This window comes from Stenotrophomonas sp. PS02301, from assembly GCF_029959485.1.
In the GTDB taxonomy this organism is placed as follows: Bacteria; Pseudomonadota; Gammaproteobacteria; order Xanthomonadales; family Xanthomonadaceae; genus Stenotrophomonas; species Stenotrophomonas maltophilia_Z.
In genome coordinates this window covers 66,103-83,052 of the sequence record NZ_JASCOO010000004.1, presented here as the reverse complement: position 1 = coordinate 83,052, position 16,950 = coordinate 66,103, and the positions used below count along the sequence as shown (strand labels likewise).

Sequence of the window (16,950 nt, the reverse complement as noted above, 5' to 3'; positions counted from 1 at the left end):
CATTACCTGCATGATGGGCGTCACACAGTGTAGTAAGTTCAGCCCGCCGGGCCTGCCGCCCCTAGGGACTTCAACCATGCGAAACACCCCCCAACGCATCATGTTGCTCGACGATCATCCGATCGTCATTGAAGGTATTGAGAAACGGCTTGCCCAGCTGTCGCGTTTTGAGATCGTAGGCACCTACACCACTGCGCGCGAACTGATCCAGGCGCTGGGGACGGCTACCGAATCCGTCCACCTGGCCATCGTGGATTTTTCTCTGGGCCCCAACGATGTAGACGGAATCAACCTTTTGCGTGCGCTGAAGTTGCGGTATCCCCAGACGGCGGTTCTGGTGCTGTCCTCCCATTTTAATCCGGCCACGGTTGCTCTGGCGTTGCAGGCAGGCGTCAATGGTTTTCTCTCCAAGACCCAAGGGCCTGATGATCTGATCGATGCAATCGACCAGATCGCCCGCGGCCGCACGTATGTTCCAACGGCGATGCGCGATCAACTCGACGAACTGAGCGCCGCTCCACCGCTGGCCGGGACCGTCCCCGGCCGGGTTGCCGAGACGCTATCCCCGCGCGAGCACGAAGTCCTCCGATGCACGTTGGACGGCATGTCCACCAGTGAGATTTCAGCAAAATTCTCGCGTGCGATGAGCACCATCAGTACGCAGAAGAAATCGGCCTATCAGAAGTTGGGCATTCGAACCGATGCTGAACTGTTCAAAATCCGGGGACTGATCGAGAAATCCTGATACGGCCCGCAGCGCAGGGCGCTAGTCGGATCGCGGCCATTGGAAGCCTTGGGGCAGGATTTTCAGAAACTCCAATTCGCTGCGGACCTGGAGCTTGGCCAAGGCATTCCACTTGTGCGCGCTGACGGTGCTGCGGGCTTTGCCCAACGTGTTGGAGATCTGCACCGTGCCCATCCCTGATGCCACCAACTTGATGACGTCGGTCTCCGGTCCGGTCAACATCCCCAGGCCGGCAGCGAGAAAGCCTACGTCCTGATCGGCGCAGCGCGGCGGGGCCATCTCCGCCACCGAACGTACCGTTGAAGCGAGAATCGTCACCCGCTCGCGCTTGTCAACAAATGCATGAGCGCCTGCCTGAACGCACATCGCCGCGGCGGCGCTGCTGCCTTCGATACTGAATACCACGATGGACGCGCCGGAGCGGGCGCGGATTTCGCCAAGCAGGACCTCCGCCGACATCGCATGCTCCCTCTGGAAACAGTCGAGCACCACCACGTCAACCGCATGCTGATGCAGATGGTGGAGCAGGTCGGTGGGTCCGGCAAAGTCGGCTGTGACCGCGAGGCCATGCAACTGCTCGAAGTGCTGCCGCAGGCCCGCTCTGACCAATGCATGGCGGTCCATGACAACCACGCTCGTATCGGCTTTCATCGACGTTCCTTCTGCTATCGCTGCCGCCATGACTGTAGTGCCCGGCGGCTTCAAAGCGCATCGAATGAATTCGAAATCAATCACGCCACGTTGGATTCGCGGCATGGACATTCGATCCGAACGATTTCGAAAATGACTTGAACTGCAACTTTTCAGATAGGCGGGAGACCAACGGCCACCTATGCTCCGCCGCTCTTCTCCTGTATCAGCAACCACGCATGCGTCGTCGCCCGCACCCATCTTCCATGCAGCAAGGCCTGACATTGATTGAGCTGCTGACGACCGTGTTGGTGCTGGTCATCATCGCCAGTATTTCGATGCCGTCATTTGCGTCACTGATCGCGCGGAACAGAATCAACGCCATTGGCAACGAACTTCTCGTGACACTGCACTACGCGCGTGCCGAGGCGATCCGCAGCAACCAGCCGGTCCGGTTATGTGCTTCGCTCGATGGCGTGATCTGTGCAGGCCAGGACTGGCACCGCTGGATCGTGCGTACTGCTGCGGGGGAGGTGATCCGGCAGGGCACTGTACCCACACAGGTAGTGGTCTCCGCCGACGGTGCGCTTGCAGCTGGCGGCGTGATGTCGCCGGACGGTGCCCTATACGGCAGCAAGGGCATGATCCAGGCGGGGAGCCTGGATTTCTGCGATCGCAACGGTCGCGCCCGGCTCCGGATGTGGGTCGAGGGAGGCGTACGGATCCGGCTGGATCCGGATGCTCACGGGCTGTGCGCATGAAGGGGCCGCGCACGCAGATCGGCTGGCATGCGGCAGCCGGGTCGAGCTTGATCGAGGTGTTGATCGCGATCCTTTTGCTGTCGATTGCGGTACTTGGCATGGCACTCACCCAAGCGACGGTGCTGCGCCGTTCACAGGGGTCGCAGCAGCGAACCACGGCGGTGTTGGCAGGCCTCAGCCTGGGTGAGGCGATGCGTGCCAATCGCGTGGCCGCGCTGCGCGGCGAGTACCTGACCCATGGAATGCGCTGTGCATCGGTCGTCCCGGCGCCGGGTGACTCCTTGGCGCAGCGTGACCTGCGGGCCTGGATGGACGCGCTTGGGCAGGGTATCGGCGACGACGACGATGTCTGTGGTCAGGTCCAGTGCCTGGAAGGGGTGTGCCAGGTGCAGGTGTCCTGGAACGACGCGCGTGCAGAGGGAACGCCGGCGCCAAGCCCCCTGATCATCGAGCTGGGGATCGCCCCATGACGCAGCGATCGTTGCAGCGGGGAATGAGCCTGGTCGAGCTGATGATCGGTCTGTTGCTTAGCTTGCTGGTGGTGGCCGTGTGTGGCCGGGTTTACCTGTCCACCAGTGCGACCACGCTGAGCGGCATCGCGCTGGCACGGGTCCAGGAAGGCGGGCGTCTGGCAGTGGGATTGCTCGGGCGGGACCTGCGCGGCGCCGGCGATCTGGTCTGCGACAACAGCAAGTCCCCCTTCAACTTGATGGCAGAGCGCGAATCGCCGTTCTGGGTGAGCCTCGGCGAGCCGGTTCGCGGCACCGTGGGCGATGGCACCGATACGTTCTTTGCGCCCTCCCTACCGGTGGGCACCGGGCCCGGTGATCGACTGACTGGTACTGATGCGCTTCGCCTGTGGCGAATGAGACCGCTGCGCTTGGCCGTCGCTGAGCGCGTAGGTTCCGATGCGCCATTGCCGGTGACCGGTCCCGAGTTGCCTGCGCCGGGCAGTCCGCTGCTTGTCTGTGATTTCCAGGTGGCCAGCATCGTACGGGTCACGGCCGGCCTTGCAGCCGTCGGCCATGCCGCACCGGCAAACTGCATCGACCACTTCAGTGCCATGGGCGGGTGTGCCTCCGTCGGTGATGCGCCCGGAGCATGGCATCGGCATGGAACCGACACCGCGTTCGCCGTTCCGGAGCAGGTGCGCTGGTTCGTCGCCGCCGGCACCAACGGTAGTCCCACGCTGACGCGTGCGGTGGTCATCGACGGTGTGGTCGTCACCCAGAGTCCGGTGGTGGGTGATGTAGATCGTTTCGAGCTCACCTACCTGGCCGATGGCGCCGAGCGCTATGTCACTGCGTCGCAGATCGATGCCGGCGGCTGGTCCAAGGTCATCGGCGCGCGGGTTCATCTGGTGCTGCGCGCCAGTGCAGGCCGCGGCGCAGCCGACAACGTGGTGCGCCCGTTCCAGCAGACGTTCCAGATCAGGAGCCGTACCCCATGACGCATCGCCCTCCCATTCGGCAGCGCGGTGCCGCGCTGTTCTTTGTCCTCGTGCTGTTGTTGCTGGTTTCGATCATGGCCGCGCTAAGCCTGCGTACCGGGTTGTTCCAGGAGCGCATGGTGAGCGGGCTGCGCGACCGTGCAGTGTCGCTGCAGAACGCCGAGGCCGCGCTGCGGGAGGCGGAGCGCGCCATTGAGAGAGCCCGGTTTGGGCAGCAGGGAATCGGTGTGGACTGCTCGATGATTGCCGCCGATCTTGCTGCCCAGTGCACGCCTCACCCGGAGGGGGCCGCAGCACAGGGCAGTGGCTTGCCGTGGGTCGCCAGCCAGGACATCCAGACCGGTGCGACCAGCGCCGGTGCACCGCAGTACGCGGTGCAGTACATGGGGCGGCGCGAGTCGGATGTGGTGCTCGGCCTGGGGGATGAAGCCAATTACGGCGTGGGTAATGGCCGGGTGGAAGCCGAGTATTACCGCGTGATAGGGCGAGGCACCGATCCAGCTGCCTCGCCAGGACGTGCGACGGTCGTGCTGCAGACGACGGTGGTGCGCGAATGAGCCCTACCCGCCGCATGACCTCGATACGGCGTGCCGCGGGCTTTGTCGTGCTTGCGACCCTGCTGCCTGGCAGCTGGGCAGCGGTGGCGGCCGTAGCGCAGGCGCCGCTGGAATCGGGGATCAAGGTGCCGGGCAACCTGGTGCTGGTGCCGTCGGTGGAGTTTCCCACCATCATCAGCGCGGCCAACCTGGGCGACTATGTGCCCACCACGCGCTACGTCGGCTACTTCGATCCGGACAAGTGCTACCGCTACCACTACGCAGCCACGGAGCCTGACCGTCATTTCGCGCCGGTGGGCGCACGCACCTCGGCGGGTTGTCCAGGCAAGGCGTGGGACGGCCGTTTCCTCAACTGGGCCGCCACGCAGACCATCGATCCGTTCCGCAAGGCCCTGACCGGCGGATACCGTGTCCGTGATACCGACACGGAGACATGGCTGGAGAAGGCCGATTTTTCGGTGGCCGCACGCAGTGCGAATTTTCCGACGCGGCGCTTGCCGGCGGCAGGCAGCATCGCCTCCCAGGTGCATGCCGCGACCCCGGCGACCTGGGGCTACGTCCATGCCCGCGTGCATGGGCTGGGCGCGCGGATGTTCTTCACCGGATCGGGGCCGATCGACAGTGCAGCGACGGCCACGGCCTACAATCCGGACGACCTGCGGCATCCGCTCACCGACGGCCCCGGCGGTGACATGGGCCAGGTCTATGAGGTGAGCGTGCGGGTAAAGGTCTGCGATGCCAGCGTGGGGCTGGAGGACAACTGCCAGTCCTATGCGCGCGCGGCCAAGCCCGAGGGTCTGCTGCAAGCCTACAGCGACCGCCTGCGCTTCAGCATCTTCGGCTACATCAATAACGGTGGCCCCACTCCGCAGGACCAAGGGGGCTATGAAGTGGCTCCTGATGGGGGCGTGCTGCGTGCCCGCCAGAAGTTCATCGGCCCGATCCGGCATGATCCATTCAAGCCGACGGCCAACCCGAACGTGGAGTGGGACACGGTCACCGGCGTGCAGAAGCGCAACCCCGATCCGGCTGACGCCGCGGCGACCGGGGGCGGCATGGTCGACAGCGGGGTCATCAACTACCTCAACAAATTTGGCCAGATGAACACCGGCCGCACCCCGAAGTACCACGACAACGTCAGCGAGCTGTATTACGCCGCGCTTCGCTACCTGCGCGGCATAGGGAATGTGGCCAGCTACAGCCAGCTGTCGGGCGATGCCATCACGCGGCGGCGCCAAGCCGACGGCTTCCCGGTCATCCAGACCTGGGACGACCCCATCCAGTACAGCTGCCAGAGCAACGTGCTGCTTGGCATCGGGGACACCAATACCTGGAATGACAAAAACCTCCCGGGGCCGACCAGCACCGTTGGTGAGACCTGGTCCAAACCGCAGGCGGTGGCGGGCGACACCGGCTTCGACGTGGTCAAGGCGATGACCCAGATCTTCCGCATGGAAGGCATGTCCGCAGCGGCGGCCGCAAGCAAGGCGCAGGCTGACTGGTTCAATGGCTCGGCTGGCCAGAGCAACTCGGCCTATATCGCGGCGCTGGCCTACCTGGCCCACACCACCGACCTGCGGCCGGATGATCTCGGCAACGGTATGCGTGGGCTGCAGACCGCCAGCACCTATTGGGTGGACGTGGTTGAAAAAGGTGACTACAAGATCGGCGCCAACCAGTACGTGCTGGCGGCCAAGTATGGTGGGTTCACCGTGCCAGCCGGTTTCGATGCGTTCGCGCCAGCGGCAACGCCGCTCAGCCTGGCCTCATGGTGGCGCAGTGGCGACTACGTCAATGGCGACAGGCGCGAGCCGCGTCCCGACACCTTCTATGCTGCCTCTGATGCCACCCGGATGGTTGACAGCCTCAAGCAGGCCTTCGAATCGATCGTCCAGGACAAGCGCGGATCGGCCAGCGCGTTGGCCACCGGCGCCGGCTCGGCTGACGGGGGCGATCACATCTACGCGGCGAGCTACCAGAGCGGCAGTTGGCGCGGCGATGTTGCCGCCCATGCAGTGGATGTCAACACCGGCACGATCCAGGCGCAGGCTAGCTGGAGCGCGGCGGCGATGCTGGATGCGCGTCCCTGGCGGCAACGTACATTGCGGGTGGAGCGCGGTGGTGGCCTGGTTGAACTGAGCTGGTCGGCGCTTGGGCCGGCCGCGCAGCACGCGCTGGGGGATTCGCGCGTGCTGGACTACCTGGCAGGCGACCGCAGCAATGAAGGCAAGGATGGGTTCCGGGCGCGCGCCAGCGTGCTGGGCGATATCGTGAATTCCGCGCCGGTATACGTGGGCGCGGCCAACGCACGGCTGTACGCCGGGCGGCAGTTCGCAGGCGCTCGGCAATACGGCGCATTCGTGCGCGCCCAGCAGGGGCGCCGGGCGGTGGTGTATGTGGGCGCCAACGATGGCTTCCTGCATGGGTTCGATGCGGCGACCGGCGCGGAGACGCTCGCATTTCTGCCGGCTGCCGCGATCGGTCCGGCGCTGCGGGACTACACCCGGGAAGAGTACGAGCACCGTTACAGTGTGGATGGCGAATTGACCGTGGCCGATGCCTACGTCAATGGCGCGTGGCGCACGGTTCTCGTCGGTACGATGGGGCGCGGTGGGCGAGGTGTGTTCGCGCTGGACGTCACCGATCCTGACCAGGTGTCGTTGTTATGGCAGCACGATGCCCGTGCACTGCCCGGGATGGGGGCCAGTGTCGGCAAGCCGCTTGTAGGCCAGATTGCCGACGGGGATTGGCGGGTGGTGTTGGGCAACGGGCCGGACAGTGCCGATGGTGTGGCCAGGTTGTTCACCCTGGCACTGGGCAGCGGAACGCTGACCGTGCAGGCGCCCGGGACGGCGGGCGGCAACGGCATGTCGGCGCCGCGGCTGTGGGACGCCGACCGCGATGGCTTCGCCGAGACCGCCTATGCCGGCGATCTGCACGGCAACCTGTATCGCTTTTCGTTGATCGAGGGTCGCAGCGAGCGCCTGTTCACCGCTGTCGGCCACGGCGCCGCGCAGCCCATCACCGCTGCACCGTTGGTGGCGCAGAACCCAGCCGATGGCGGCACGTGGGTGTTCTTCGGCACCGGCGCGCTGCTGCAAACGCAGGACCTGGCGGATGCGTCTCTGCAATCCTGGTATGGATTACGCGATCGCGGCCAGCCGATTGCCGGGCGCACCGGGCTCAAGGCCACGCGGATCCTCGCCGAAACGGACAACGGGCGGGCGATCGAAAAAAACGACGCACCTGGCGTGGACGGCTGGGTGCTGGACCTGCAATCGCCAGGCCACGCACCGGCCGGCGAACGGATGATCGTGGCCAGCCAGTTCCGCGGGCGGGTCCTTGTCGGCACGACGCGCATTCCCGATCCACGCGATCCCTGCGCACCCGGTGGCAGCGGCTATCTGATGGCGATTGATCCATTCACCGGTGGCCGGCTGGATGAAAGCTTCTTCGACCTCGATGGCGACGGCATGGTCGGTGGGCCGGGCGATCTGGTCGATGCCGATGGCACGCCCGTGCCGTCGTCCGGCTACCTGGTCGGGCAGGGGCCCAACGGGCCGGCCTTCATCGGCGACTGGCTCGGCGTATCGCTGCAGGATGGCAGCAATACCGGCGTGGTTACGCGCCCCATCGGCAACATCGTGCGCCGGGTCGGCTGGCGCGAAATCCTCTGGATGGGATCGGATGACAAATAGTGCGCGCTTGCCGCAATCCGGTTTCAGCCTGATTGAGTTGATGATCGTCGGGGCGGTCGTGGCAGTGCTGGCTGCCATCGCCATGCCGCGCTACCAGATGCATGTAGTCAAGGCACGTCGAATGGCTGCAATCAACTGCTTGATGGACCAGGCGCAGGTGCAGGAACGGTGGAGAACACGGTCGTTCTCCTACGTCGGCGCCCCCCTCGCAGCCTGCGCGGGTGAATTGCGTGCCTATCGCATCGACGTGCTCAGCACACGCACCGGTTACCGACTCGATGCCACACCCGTGCCGGCTAGCGGCGACATCCCATGCGGCGTGATCAGCCTTGACCACACGGGTGCGCGCTCGCCCACCGGTGCCCAGTGCTGGTAGCTGTGACCGTGAGCAAAGGAGACACCATGATCAACTGCGATGGCTGGCTGATTGATCCCATGCGGCTGCGGGGGGTCAGTGCGGTGGTCGAAGAGTACGGGGTGTACTGGTTTTCATTGAAGATGATCTGCGGCGACGAGCATTTGATATGCCGGCAATGCGAGGTGGACATCCTTGATATCCAGACGCGCTTGCTGCGCACCCTGTCCGAGCGCGGCGCGGGGCTTCCCAGCCGCGACACGGACGAGCGTTTTTGGGGATGGCAGCACTGAGGTCTGTGTTGTTGCACTCAGGGGAGGGGCGGGGAGCCCCTTCCCACCTTCGTTGCCGGCAACACCTCCGGTGTGGATCTCGCTGTAAGGCGTGACGACGATTTCAGGGCGGCAGATGGCGGTTACCAAGGCAATACGCGTGATCATCGCCGACGACCATCCCGTGGTTCGGGCCGGCATTCGCGCCATGCTGCATCGCGAAGGCGTGGCTGAGGTGGTGGCAGAGGCCAGTTCTCCCGCTGAAGTGACAGCGCTGCTCCAGTCGGTTCTTTGCGATGTTCTGGTGACCGATCTCAGCATGCCCGTCGGACCCGACCCGGATGGATTGACCATGCTCTCGTGCATCAGGCAGGGGCACCGAGCGCTGCCTGTCGTGCTCTTTTCGGTCACAACCCACCCCAATATCCTGCAGGTTGCTCTCGCCTGCAGCGTGCTTGGACTGGTCGACAAGGCGGCAGATTTCGATGAATTGCCGATGGCTGTGTCGATGGCACATCTCGGAAAGCGGTATACCTCGCGCAATCTTAGACTCGGCCTGCTTGGGCTGGGGGTTCATTCTTCCTTGGTTGGTCCCAGTCTGTCCGTGCGCGAACTGGAGGTGCTGCGCTTGATGGCAGACGGGCGAACCGTGAGCGAGATCGCACGATGGCAAGGTCGCAGCGTGGCGACGATAAGCCAGCAAAAGCTCAATGCCATGCGCAAGCTGGGCCTGAGCGGGGACGTGGAACTGCACAGGTACCTGACGGGCCAGCGATTCGTAGGATGATAGGCATCGGATGGCTGCCGTGCTGATCGGGCCGGCAGCGCGGCGGGCAGCGTCACCCCGCGGCGGGCGGTAAGATGCGCCGCGCGCCGCTTCCGCCTGGCTGACCCGATGCCCCTGGATTTCCCCACCATCGCCGTGCTCGGCTTCCTGCTGTGCCTGGGCATCGCCATGGGCTTTTCACTGCTGCTGCTGGTACTGCGGCGGCAACCGGCACTGCGGCTGTGGACGGCCAGCCTGTGGATGCTCTCGGTCAGCCTGACGCTGGTGGCGCTGCGGCCCCATCTGCCGCAGGTTGCGGGCATCCTCGTCGGCAATGTCGCCGTCGCGCTGTCCGGTGTCCTCATGCTGTATGGCGTGGCGCGCCATCTGGGCCGCCGGCTGCCCGGGTGGCAGCCGCTGGCATTGGCCACCACGTATCTCGGCGCCATCGCCTTTTTCCTGGTGGTCCATCCCAGCCTGGTCATCCGGCTGAATGTGTTCAGTGTATTCGCGGTGCTGCTCAACGCCTGGATGGCGTGGTTGCTGCTGCGCCACGCGCCGCCTGCCCAGCGCACCAGCTGCCGGCTGGCAGCGGCGGTGTTCGCCGCGCAGGCCCTGTTGTACCTGGTACGCCTGTTCCTGCCGGTGGCGCCGGATGCGGGCGAGGACATCATGCGCGCCGGTTCGCCGGTATTCGCCACGTATCTGGCCGGCCTGATTCTGGAGCTGGCGCGTTGTTTCGCCCTGGTGCTGCTGCTGGTGGAACGGATGCTGGTCGATCTGCAGCGGCTGGCGCGCACCGACGTATTGACCGGCCTGCTCAACCGCGGTGCCGTGCTCGCTGATGGCGCGAACCTGTTGCAGGTGGTGCGCCGCACGCCGCGACCGCTGGCCCTGCTGCTGCTGGACGTGGACCACTTCAAGCAGATCAACGACCGCTGGGGGCATCTGGCCGGCGATGCGGTGCTACGGCATGTGGCCGACGTGCTGGCCGGCTGCGTGGCCGACCGCGAGCACCTGCTCGGGCGCTATGGCGGTGAGGAGTTTGTTGTGGTGTTGCCCGGAGCCGATGCCGCGCAGGCACTGCAGTGTGCGGATCGGATCCGGCGTTCGCTGCGCGAATCACCGGCCCGCGTGGAGAGCCTGCTGGTGCCGGTCACGGCCAGCATCGGCCTCGCCATCGATGCGGGCCGTGACGACATCGCACGCCTGCTCGGCGACGCCGATACCGCGTTGTACCGTGCCAAAGCCGAGGGCCGCGACCGCACCATCAGCGCAGCGGCGATCCTGGTGGACTGACGCCGCTCGGCGGGTCCACAGGAAGATCTTCGTGCACCGGGCGCAACGGCGGCCTCAACGCGTGTGGTCACATCCGCGCCGCCCGGTCGTCATGGCATGCTGAGACCCTTCACTCCAGGACGAGATCGACCATGCGACTTCCCTGCCGTCCCCTGGCCAGCGCAGCAGTCCTGCTGCTGGCTGCCTGCCAGGCTGCCCCGGAGGCGACGCCCAAAGCGGCGGAGCGCCTCTACGGGACGCTCGCATTCCAGCCCTGCACCCTGACCAGCGCACAGGCCAGCGCGAATGTCGAAGCCCAATGCACCACGCTGCAGGTGCCGGAGAACCCGGCGGCACCGGACGGTCGCAGGATCGGCTTGAACATCGCCTGGCTGGGCGCCGGCAACGATGGCGCGGGCAACGGCGACCCCGTCTTCTTCGTCGCCGGTGGCCCGGGCCAGGCCGCGACGGAGGTTGCCGCACCGGTCAACATGGCACTGCGCGACGTGCGCAAGCAGCGCGACATCTTCCTGATCGATCAGCGCGGTACCGGCAAGTCCAATCCGCTGAGCTGCCTGGACGCACAGGGCAAGGAACTGCCGCTGGACGAGAATGCGGCGCCGAGCAGCACGCTGATCGAGGACTACGCCCGCCAGTGCGCGCAGTCGCTGACCGGCCGCGCCGACACCCGCTTCTACACCACCACCGAGGCCGTTGGTGATCTGGATGCGGTGCGCAAGGCGCTGGGCGTGGACAAGGTCAACCTGGTCGGTGGCTCCTACGGCACCCGCGTGGCACAGCAGTACGCCGCGCGCTACCCGCAGCACACCCGCACGGTGGTGATCGACGGTGTGGTGCCGAACGATCTGGTGGTTGGCGGTGACTTCGCCAACACCTTCGAAGATGCGATCAGCCTGCAGTCGGCGCAGTGCCGCCAGGATCCGATCTGCGCCAAGCGCTTCCCGGTGGATACCCGCACGCAGCTGCGCAACGTCATGGCGACCCTGGCCAAGGCCCCGGTCGAGGTCGAGTACCGCAACCCGGGCACCGGTCAGGCAGAGCATGGCGTACTGACCGCCGACTCGGTCACCGCCCTGGCCTTCATGTTCTCGTACATGCCCGAGCTGTCCTCGCTGCTGCCGGTCATGCTGGATGAAGCTGCCCAAGGACGATATGCACCGCTGATGTCGCTGAGCAAGATGGCCAGCCGCACCCTCGGCGTGCAGATGAACCGAGGCATGCAGTGGTCGGTGCTGTGCGCCGAAGATGCCGATCGCTATCAGGAAGGCGCGCAGGGCGACCGCGTGCTGGGCCCGGAAGTGGCGCGCATGTTCTTCGCCGCGTGCCCGGCCTGGAACGCCGGTTCGCGACCAAAGGATTTCACCGCGCCGTTCGCCTCGACGCTGCCGGTGCTGCTGCTGTCGGGCCAGTTCGATCCGGTCACACCGCCGCGCTACGCCGAGCAGGTGGTCAAGCAGCTGCCCAACGGCCGTCACCTGCTCGCCAAGGGGCAGGGCCACGGCACGATCAACGCCGGCTGCATGCCGCGCATCCTCGGGCAGTTCATCGACACGGCCGACGCCAAGTCGCTCGACGCCACCTGCCTGGATACCCTCAGCCCGGTGCCGGCGTTCACCTCGTTCAACGGATGGGCCCCATGAACCGTTCCTCGTACCGCACCGGGGAGGTGCGCGCATGATCGTCGCCGAGAATCTGCATAAAGCGTTCAAGACCAAGACCGGCCTGATCCAGGCCGTCCAGAACGTGGGCTTCCAGGCCGATGATGGCCGCATCACCGGCTTGCTCGGCCCCAATGGTGCCGGCAAGACCACCACCATGCGCATGCTGTACACGTTGATGAAGCCCGATCAGGGGCGCGTGCTGGTGGATGGCATCGACGCAGCGGTGGACCCGGTCGCGGTGCGTCGTCAGTTGGCGGTCCTGCCGGACGCGCGCGGGGTGTACAAGCGCCTGACCGCGCGCGAGAACATCGCCTACTTCGGCCAGCTGCACGGCCTGAGCGCGGCGCGGATACGTGAGCGCACCAAGGTGTTGGCCACGGCGCTGGAGATGGACGACATCCTCGACCGCCAGACCGAAGGCTTCTCGCAGGGCCAGCGCACCAAGACCGCGATCGCCCGCGCGCTGGTGCACGACCCGCGCAACGTAATCCTGGATGAGCCCACCAACGGGCTCGACGTGATGACCACGCGCGCGCTGCGCGGGTTCCTGCGGGGACTGCGCGACGAAGGCCGCTGCGTGATCTTCTCCAGCCACATCATGCAGGAGGTGGCTGCGCTGTGCGACCACGTGGTGATCATCGCGCAGGGCACGGTGATGGCGGCCGGCAGCGCCGATGAGCTGCGCGCACAGACCGGGGAAAGCAACCTGGAAGATGCCTTCGTCAAGGCGATCGGTACAGAAGAAGGATTGCACGCATGAGTTCGTTCGCCACGCTGTTGACCGTGATGCGCAAGGAACTGCGCGATCTCTCCCGTGACCGCCGCACGCTCGCGCTGACGCTGCTGCTGGGGCCGTTGCTGTACCCGGTATTGATCCTGGGCATGAGCAAGCTGGCCGAAAGCCGGGTGAAGACGCAGATCGAGCAGCCGCTGGAAATTCCAATGATCGGCGGCGAGCATGCCCCCAATCTGGTGCGTTTCCTGGCGTCGCAGGGTCTGAATGCGACCGAGGCACCGAAAGACCTCACCGAGGCGATCCGCAGCCAGCGGATCGATGTGGCGCTGCGCATCAGCCCGGACTTCGGCAAGGACTGGGCCGACGGCCGCCCGGCGCTGGTGGAGATCATCAAGGACAGTACGCGCCGCGCCGCCGATATTCCCAGCAGTCGCCTGGAGGCGGCACTGGGCGGCTACAGCCAGCAGGTCGGTGCGCTGCGCCTGCTGGCCCGCGGTATCGATGCACAGGTAGCGCGCCCGCTGGACGTTGCCGCACAGGATCTGGCCACGGCCGAAGCCAAGCGCGGGATGATGCTGTCAGTGCTGTTGCCGATCCTGCTGACCATCACCTCGTTCCTGGGCGGCGCCTACCTGGTGATGGACACCACGGCCGGCGAACGTGAGCGGCAATCGCTGGAGCCGCTGCTCGCCACCCCGGCACCGCGCAGTGCGATCGTCAGCGGCAAGATCGCTGCGGCCTGCGCGGTCGGTGTGGCGTCGCTGTTGCTGACCCTGGCGGCCTTCAAGATCAGTGCGCAGCTCTCCTCCGGCGGGGTAGGCCGGCAGCTCAACATGGGCTTCCTGCCGATGCTGCAGATGCTGCTGATCATGCTGCCGATGCTGTTCATCGGCACGTCGCTGCTGACCTTCCTCTCGGCGGCCGCCAAAAGCATGAAAGAAGCCCAGAGCCACATGACCTGGCTGATGCTGCTGCCGATGCTGCCGGGGTATGCGCTGATGGTGTACCCGATCAAGAGTGAGCTGTGGCAGTTCGCGGTGCCGTTCCTGGCGCAGAACCAGATGCTGCTCAAGATCATCCGCCACGAAGCGATCAGCCCGCAGATGTGGGCGGTCTACCTCGGCGCGGGCTTCGGGCTGGCGGCCCTGTTCTGGTATGCCGCGGTGCGCCGCTACCACCAGGAACGGTTGGCGATTTCGGGTTGATCCACGAAGGGCTCCGAAAGGAGCCCTTCTTCTCAACGGGGACGGAGGTAATTAATAACAGGGACGGAGGTAGTTAATTCGGGGGTGTCAGGTGGTACGAGGACGCTGACCGATAGTCTGCTAGTCGCCCGTCTCCTTGACCGGTCTTCCCGCAGGCCTGCAGACCACGGACCTCTGCAATGCCCGTCCCACCATGTCTTGGAAGCGCGGGCTGCCCAACGCGCGCTCCTGCGCGACGTAGATCACGATCCGCTCTCGTTCGTCTGGTTGAATGCTGGCCCGCAGCCATTCGCTGTATGCATTCGCACGCGCTTCCGGCGTCGGGCCCAGGAGGGTGTAACAGGGATGTGGTGTCAGCATCGGGTTGTGCTCAAGGCCGAGGTACACCCGAACGCTGGACCATCGATATTCCTCTGGAAACGCCACCATCGCGGCCCGTACCGGATTCAGCTCGATGTATCGATGCACCATCAACAGGTAACCATCGGAATCCACCAGGCAGGATTTGAACCGGCCCTCCAGCAACGTACCGCTCCGCACATGTCGCTTGTTGAAGTACTGCACATAGTTCTGCCCACACTGCCGCATGGCCGGGGCCAGCCCCTCCGCTGTAGACGGTGTGATCAGAAGATGGACGTGGTTGCCCATCAGCACGAAAGCGTGAATGGCAACCGCCTGCTTGCGGCAGGCATTGCGCAACAGGCGCAGGTAGTGACACCGGTCTTCATCGTCGATGAACAGTGCAGCGCGATTGACCCCACGTTGTATGACGTGAAGCGGAATGCCGGGGAGAACCAAGCGAGCGGAACGGGGCATGGTCGGCAACGTTGATGGCGAACCGTTACCTTGCAGACCCACGCAGGGAAAAGAGCTAGGCCTGTGGTGCACGCAGCTGTAAGAGAAGCGCGCTTAACTACCTCCGTCCCCGTTATTAACCACCCCCGTCCCCGTTAAAGAAAAGGCCCGGATCGCCCCGGGCCTTTCGTCATCCAACGTGACGCCGCGATCAGCCGCCTTCAGGCGCGAAGGCAAGCGTACGGCGCGTCGTGACCGGTGCACCGACCGGTTCGAACTTCCAGCGCTTGACCGCATTGAGCGCTTCGCGATCGAACACGCGGGCCGGGGTGGCGCGCAGCACGCGAGCGGCGGTCACCGAGCCGTCGGTGCCGACCGTGAGTTCGACCAGTACTTCGCCGGAGGTGCCCGAGCGCAGGGCGTCGGCCGGGTAGCGCGGGGCGGGCGTGCTGACTGGGCGCAGGCTGGGTGCGGCGGCGGCCTGGCGGGTCGCCGCCGCCTGCTGGGCGGCCGCCTGCTGCTGGCGCTGTTCGGCCTCGCGACGGGCGGTGGCCTGGCGCTCGGCATCCTGCGTATCACGGCGCGCGGCTTCCTGCTGCGCGGCGATCTGCCGTGCGGCCTCGGCTTCGGTGGTCTGCTGCTGGGCCAGCTTCTGCTGTTCCACCAGCTGCTTGGCGCGGGTCTCGGCGTCCTTCTTGACCTTGTCGGTCTCTTCCTGGGTGCGCTTGAGGGCGGTCTGCATGCTGCCGCTGATGCCCTGCTTCAGGCGCGGCAACGCCGGGGCGGTCGGGTCCACTTTTTCGATCAGCGCGACCAGCCGCTGGGTCTCGGCGAAGTCCTCGCGGCCCAGGTTCTGCTCGGCGGCGATCAGGGTGTAGGGCAGCAGATCGGTCAGTGCGCTCTTGACCGAGGCGTCATCCGGCGTCTTGTCGCGCAGCGCCAGGTAATACTCGATGGCATTGTCGCCGGCCGGGGCGTACATGCGGTTCTCGCGCAGCGCCTTGCTGGCCAGCTCGCGCAGTTCCTCGGTGCCCATCGACTGGACCTTGGCCGACACCGCCGGTGCGGCCGGGGCAGCAGTGGGGGCCACAGGGGCCGCCGGCGTCGCCGGTACGGTCTCGTCCTTGCCCGAGCAGGCGGACAGGGCCACCAGCAGGATCATCGGCGCGAACAGCCGCGCCGGGCCATGAGTCTTGACGTGCGACATCCAACTCCCCTTTGAAGACGACGATACGTAGAGCCTGATGCGGTCAGGCCGACCGAAGGCCATGGACGTTTCCCGACGTCCACGGCGGACCCGCAGGTGTGCAATCTAGCATCACCCCGCCCGGCCCGGGGGCCAGGCGTCCAGGGCAGGGGGCATCCTCACCGATGCCGCCGCTGCCGTGCAAGCCTCAGTGAGACAGTGCCTTGCTTGGCGTGCCGCTCATCAGCTTGTCGGTGTAGGCGATGCCGATCGCCGAGAGGATGAAGGCGCCATGGATGATGGTCTGCCACATCACACCGTCGGAGGTCATCGTGGAGCACTTGATGACATCGCCCACGGCGGCGACGGCCTTCAGGTACGCCTCGCTGTTGCAGGCGGGCAGGGCGCCCAGGTTGCCGGCACCAATGAAGGTCTTGAGCAGGTGGATCGAGGAGATGCCGATGATCGACAGCGCCAGCTTTACCTTCAACACGCTGGCGTTGACGTGGCTCAGCCACTCCGGCTGGTCCGGATGACCTTCCAGGCGCAGACGCGACACGAAGGTTTCATAACCCCCGACGATCACCATCACCAGCAGGTTGGAGATCATCACCACGTCGATCAGGCCCAGCACCAGCAGCATGATTTCCTGCTCGCCCATCTGGTTTGCCTGGTGCAGCAGGTGCCACAGTTCCTTGCCGAACAGGAACACATAGACGCCCTGGGCCAGGATCAGGCCGAGGTACAGGGGCACCTGCAGCCAGCGCGAGGCGAAGATGAGGGTGGACAGGGCGTTCGGGGATTTCGAGGTCGAGCTCATGCTGGAATGCTGCG

17 protein-coding genes are annotated in these 16,950 nt (G+C 65.6%); 13 read left to right on the top strand and 4 right to left on the bottom strand.

What is annotated here, in order from left to right; translation table 11 throughout:
- The first annotated feature begins 76 nt into the window (after positions 1–76).
- Positions 77–745: a response regulator transcription factor gene (locus QMX81_RS02195; RefSeq protein WP_282258001.1), complete on the top strand. Its 669-nt coding sequence runs from the start codon at positions 77–79 to the stop codon at positions 743–745.
- 21 nt (positions 746–766) lie between these two features.
- On the opposite strand, the gene QMX81_RS02190 is transcribed toward QMX81_RS02195, so the two are convergent.
- Positions 767–1,396, bottom strand: coding sequence for a response regulator transcription factor (locus QMX81_RS02190; protein ID WP_282257999.1), 630 nt, complete (start codon positions 1,394–1,396; stop codon positions 767–769).
- Positions 1,397–1,614: 218 nt separating this feature from the next.
- Between QMX81_RS02190 and QMX81_RS02185 the strand changes: the two genes are divergently transcribed.
- From QMX81_RS02185 to QMX81_RS02130, 12 genes are all read left to right on the top strand, one after another.
- On the top strand, positions 1,615–2,136 hold the full coding sequence (locus tag QMX81_RS02185; RefSeq protein WP_282257998.1) for a GspH/FimT family pseudopilin: 522 nt from the start codon (positions 1,615–1,617) through the stop codon (positions 2,134–2,136).
- Complete coding sequence (locus QMX81_RS02180) at positions 2,133–2,606, top strand: type IV pilus modification protein PilV (RefSeq protein WP_282257996.1); 474 nt, start codon at positions 2,133–2,135, stop codon at positions 2,604–2,606. Before QMX81_RS02185 ends, QMX81_RS02180 begins: the two co-directional genes overlap by 4 nt.
- Positions 2,603–3,586, top strand: a complete 984-nt coding sequence (locus QMX81_RS02175) for a PilW family protein (protein ID WP_282257994.1) — start codon at positions 2,603–2,605, stop codon at positions 3,584–3,586. The genes QMX81_RS02180 and QMX81_RS02175 overlap by 4 nt, the downstream gene beginning before the upstream one ends.
- Complete coding sequence (locus QMX81_RS02170; RefSeq protein ID WP_282257992.1) at positions 3,583–4,143, top strand: PilX N-terminal domain-containing pilus assembly protein; 561 nt, start codon at positions 3,583–3,585, stop codon at positions 4,141–4,143. The genes QMX81_RS02175 and QMX81_RS02170 overlap by 4 nt, the downstream gene beginning before the upstream one ends.
- Positions 4,140–7,841: a PilC/PilY family type IV pilus protein gene (locus tag QMX81_RS02165; protein ID WP_282257990.1), complete on the top strand. Its 3,702-nt coding sequence runs from the start codon at positions 4,140–4,142 to the stop codon at positions 7,839–7,841. The genes QMX81_RS02170 and QMX81_RS02165 overlap by 4 nt, the downstream gene beginning before the upstream one ends.
- Positions 7,831–8,217 (top strand): type IV pilin protein, encoded by a 387-nt coding sequence (locus tag QMX81_RS02160; RefSeq protein WP_282257988.1) that lies wholly within the window; start codon positions 7,831–7,833, stop codon positions 8,215–8,217. Before QMX81_RS02165 ends, QMX81_RS02160 begins: the two co-directional genes overlap by 11 nt.
- Positions 8,218–8,243: 26 nt before the next feature.
- Entirely contained in the window at positions 8,244–8,489 is a 246-nt protein-coding gene (locus QMX81_RS02155; protein ID WP_282257985.1) for a hypothetical protein, read from the top strand.
- Positions 8,490–8,628: 139 nt separating this feature from the next.
- Positions 8,629–9,255 carry a response regulator transcription factor gene (locus QMX81_RS02150; RefSeq protein ID WP_282257983.1) on the top strand — a complete coding sequence of 209 codons (627 nt, stop codon included), beginning with the start codon at positions 8,629–8,631 and terminating at the stop codon, positions 9,253–9,255.
- A 108-nt stretch (positions 9,256–9,363) separates the two neighbouring features.
- Complete coding sequence (locus tag QMX81_RS02145; RefSeq protein WP_152152142.1) at positions 9,364–10,533, top strand: GGDEF domain-containing protein; 1,170 nt, start codon at positions 9,364–9,366, stop codon at positions 10,531–10,533.
- Between the two features lie 131 nt (positions 10,534–10,664).
- Positions 10,665–12,173 carry an alpha/beta hydrolase gene (locus tag QMX81_RS02140; RefSeq protein ID WP_121040812.1) on the top strand — a complete coding sequence of 503 codons (1,509 nt, stop codon included), beginning with the start codon at positions 10,665–10,667 and terminating at the stop codon, positions 12,171–12,173.
- Between the two features lie 34 nt (positions 12,174–12,207).
- Positions 12,208–12,954 carry an ATP-binding cassette domain-containing protein gene (locus QMX81_RS02135; protein ID WP_121040810.1) on the top strand — a complete coding sequence of 249 codons (747 nt, stop codon included), beginning with the start codon at positions 12,208–12,210 and terminating at the stop codon, positions 12,952–12,954.
- A complete protein-coding gene (locus QMX81_RS02130; protein ID WP_121040808.1) occupies positions 12,951–14,135 on the top strand; it encodes an ABC transporter permease in 1,185 nt (394 codons plus the stop codon). The genes QMX81_RS02135 and QMX81_RS02130 overlap by 4 nt, the downstream gene beginning before the upstream one ends.
- A 120-nt stretch (positions 14,136–14,255) precedes the next feature.
- On the opposite strand, the gene QMX81_RS02125 is transcribed toward QMX81_RS02130, so the two are convergent.
- From QMX81_RS02125 to QMX81_RS02115, 3 genes are all read right to left on the bottom strand, one after another.
- Positions 14,256–14,951, bottom strand: a complete 696-nt coding sequence (locus QMX81_RS02125; RefSeq protein WP_282257966.1) for a transposase — start codon at positions 14,949–14,951, stop codon at positions 14,256–14,258.
- A gap of 190 nt (positions 14,952–15,141) precedes the next feature.
- Complete coding sequence (locus QMX81_RS02120) at positions 15,142–16,137, bottom strand: energy transducer TonB (RefSeq protein WP_152152148.1); 996 nt, start codon at positions 16,135–16,137, stop codon at positions 15,142–15,144.
- A 187-nt stretch (positions 16,138–16,324) separates the two neighbouring features.
- On the bottom strand, positions 16,325–16,936 hold the full coding sequence (locus tag QMX81_RS02115; protein ID WP_121040802.1) for a TIGR00645 family protein: 612 nt from the start codon (positions 16,934–16,936) through the stop codon (positions 16,325–16,327).
- Positions 16,937–16,950 lie beyond the last annotated feature (14 nt).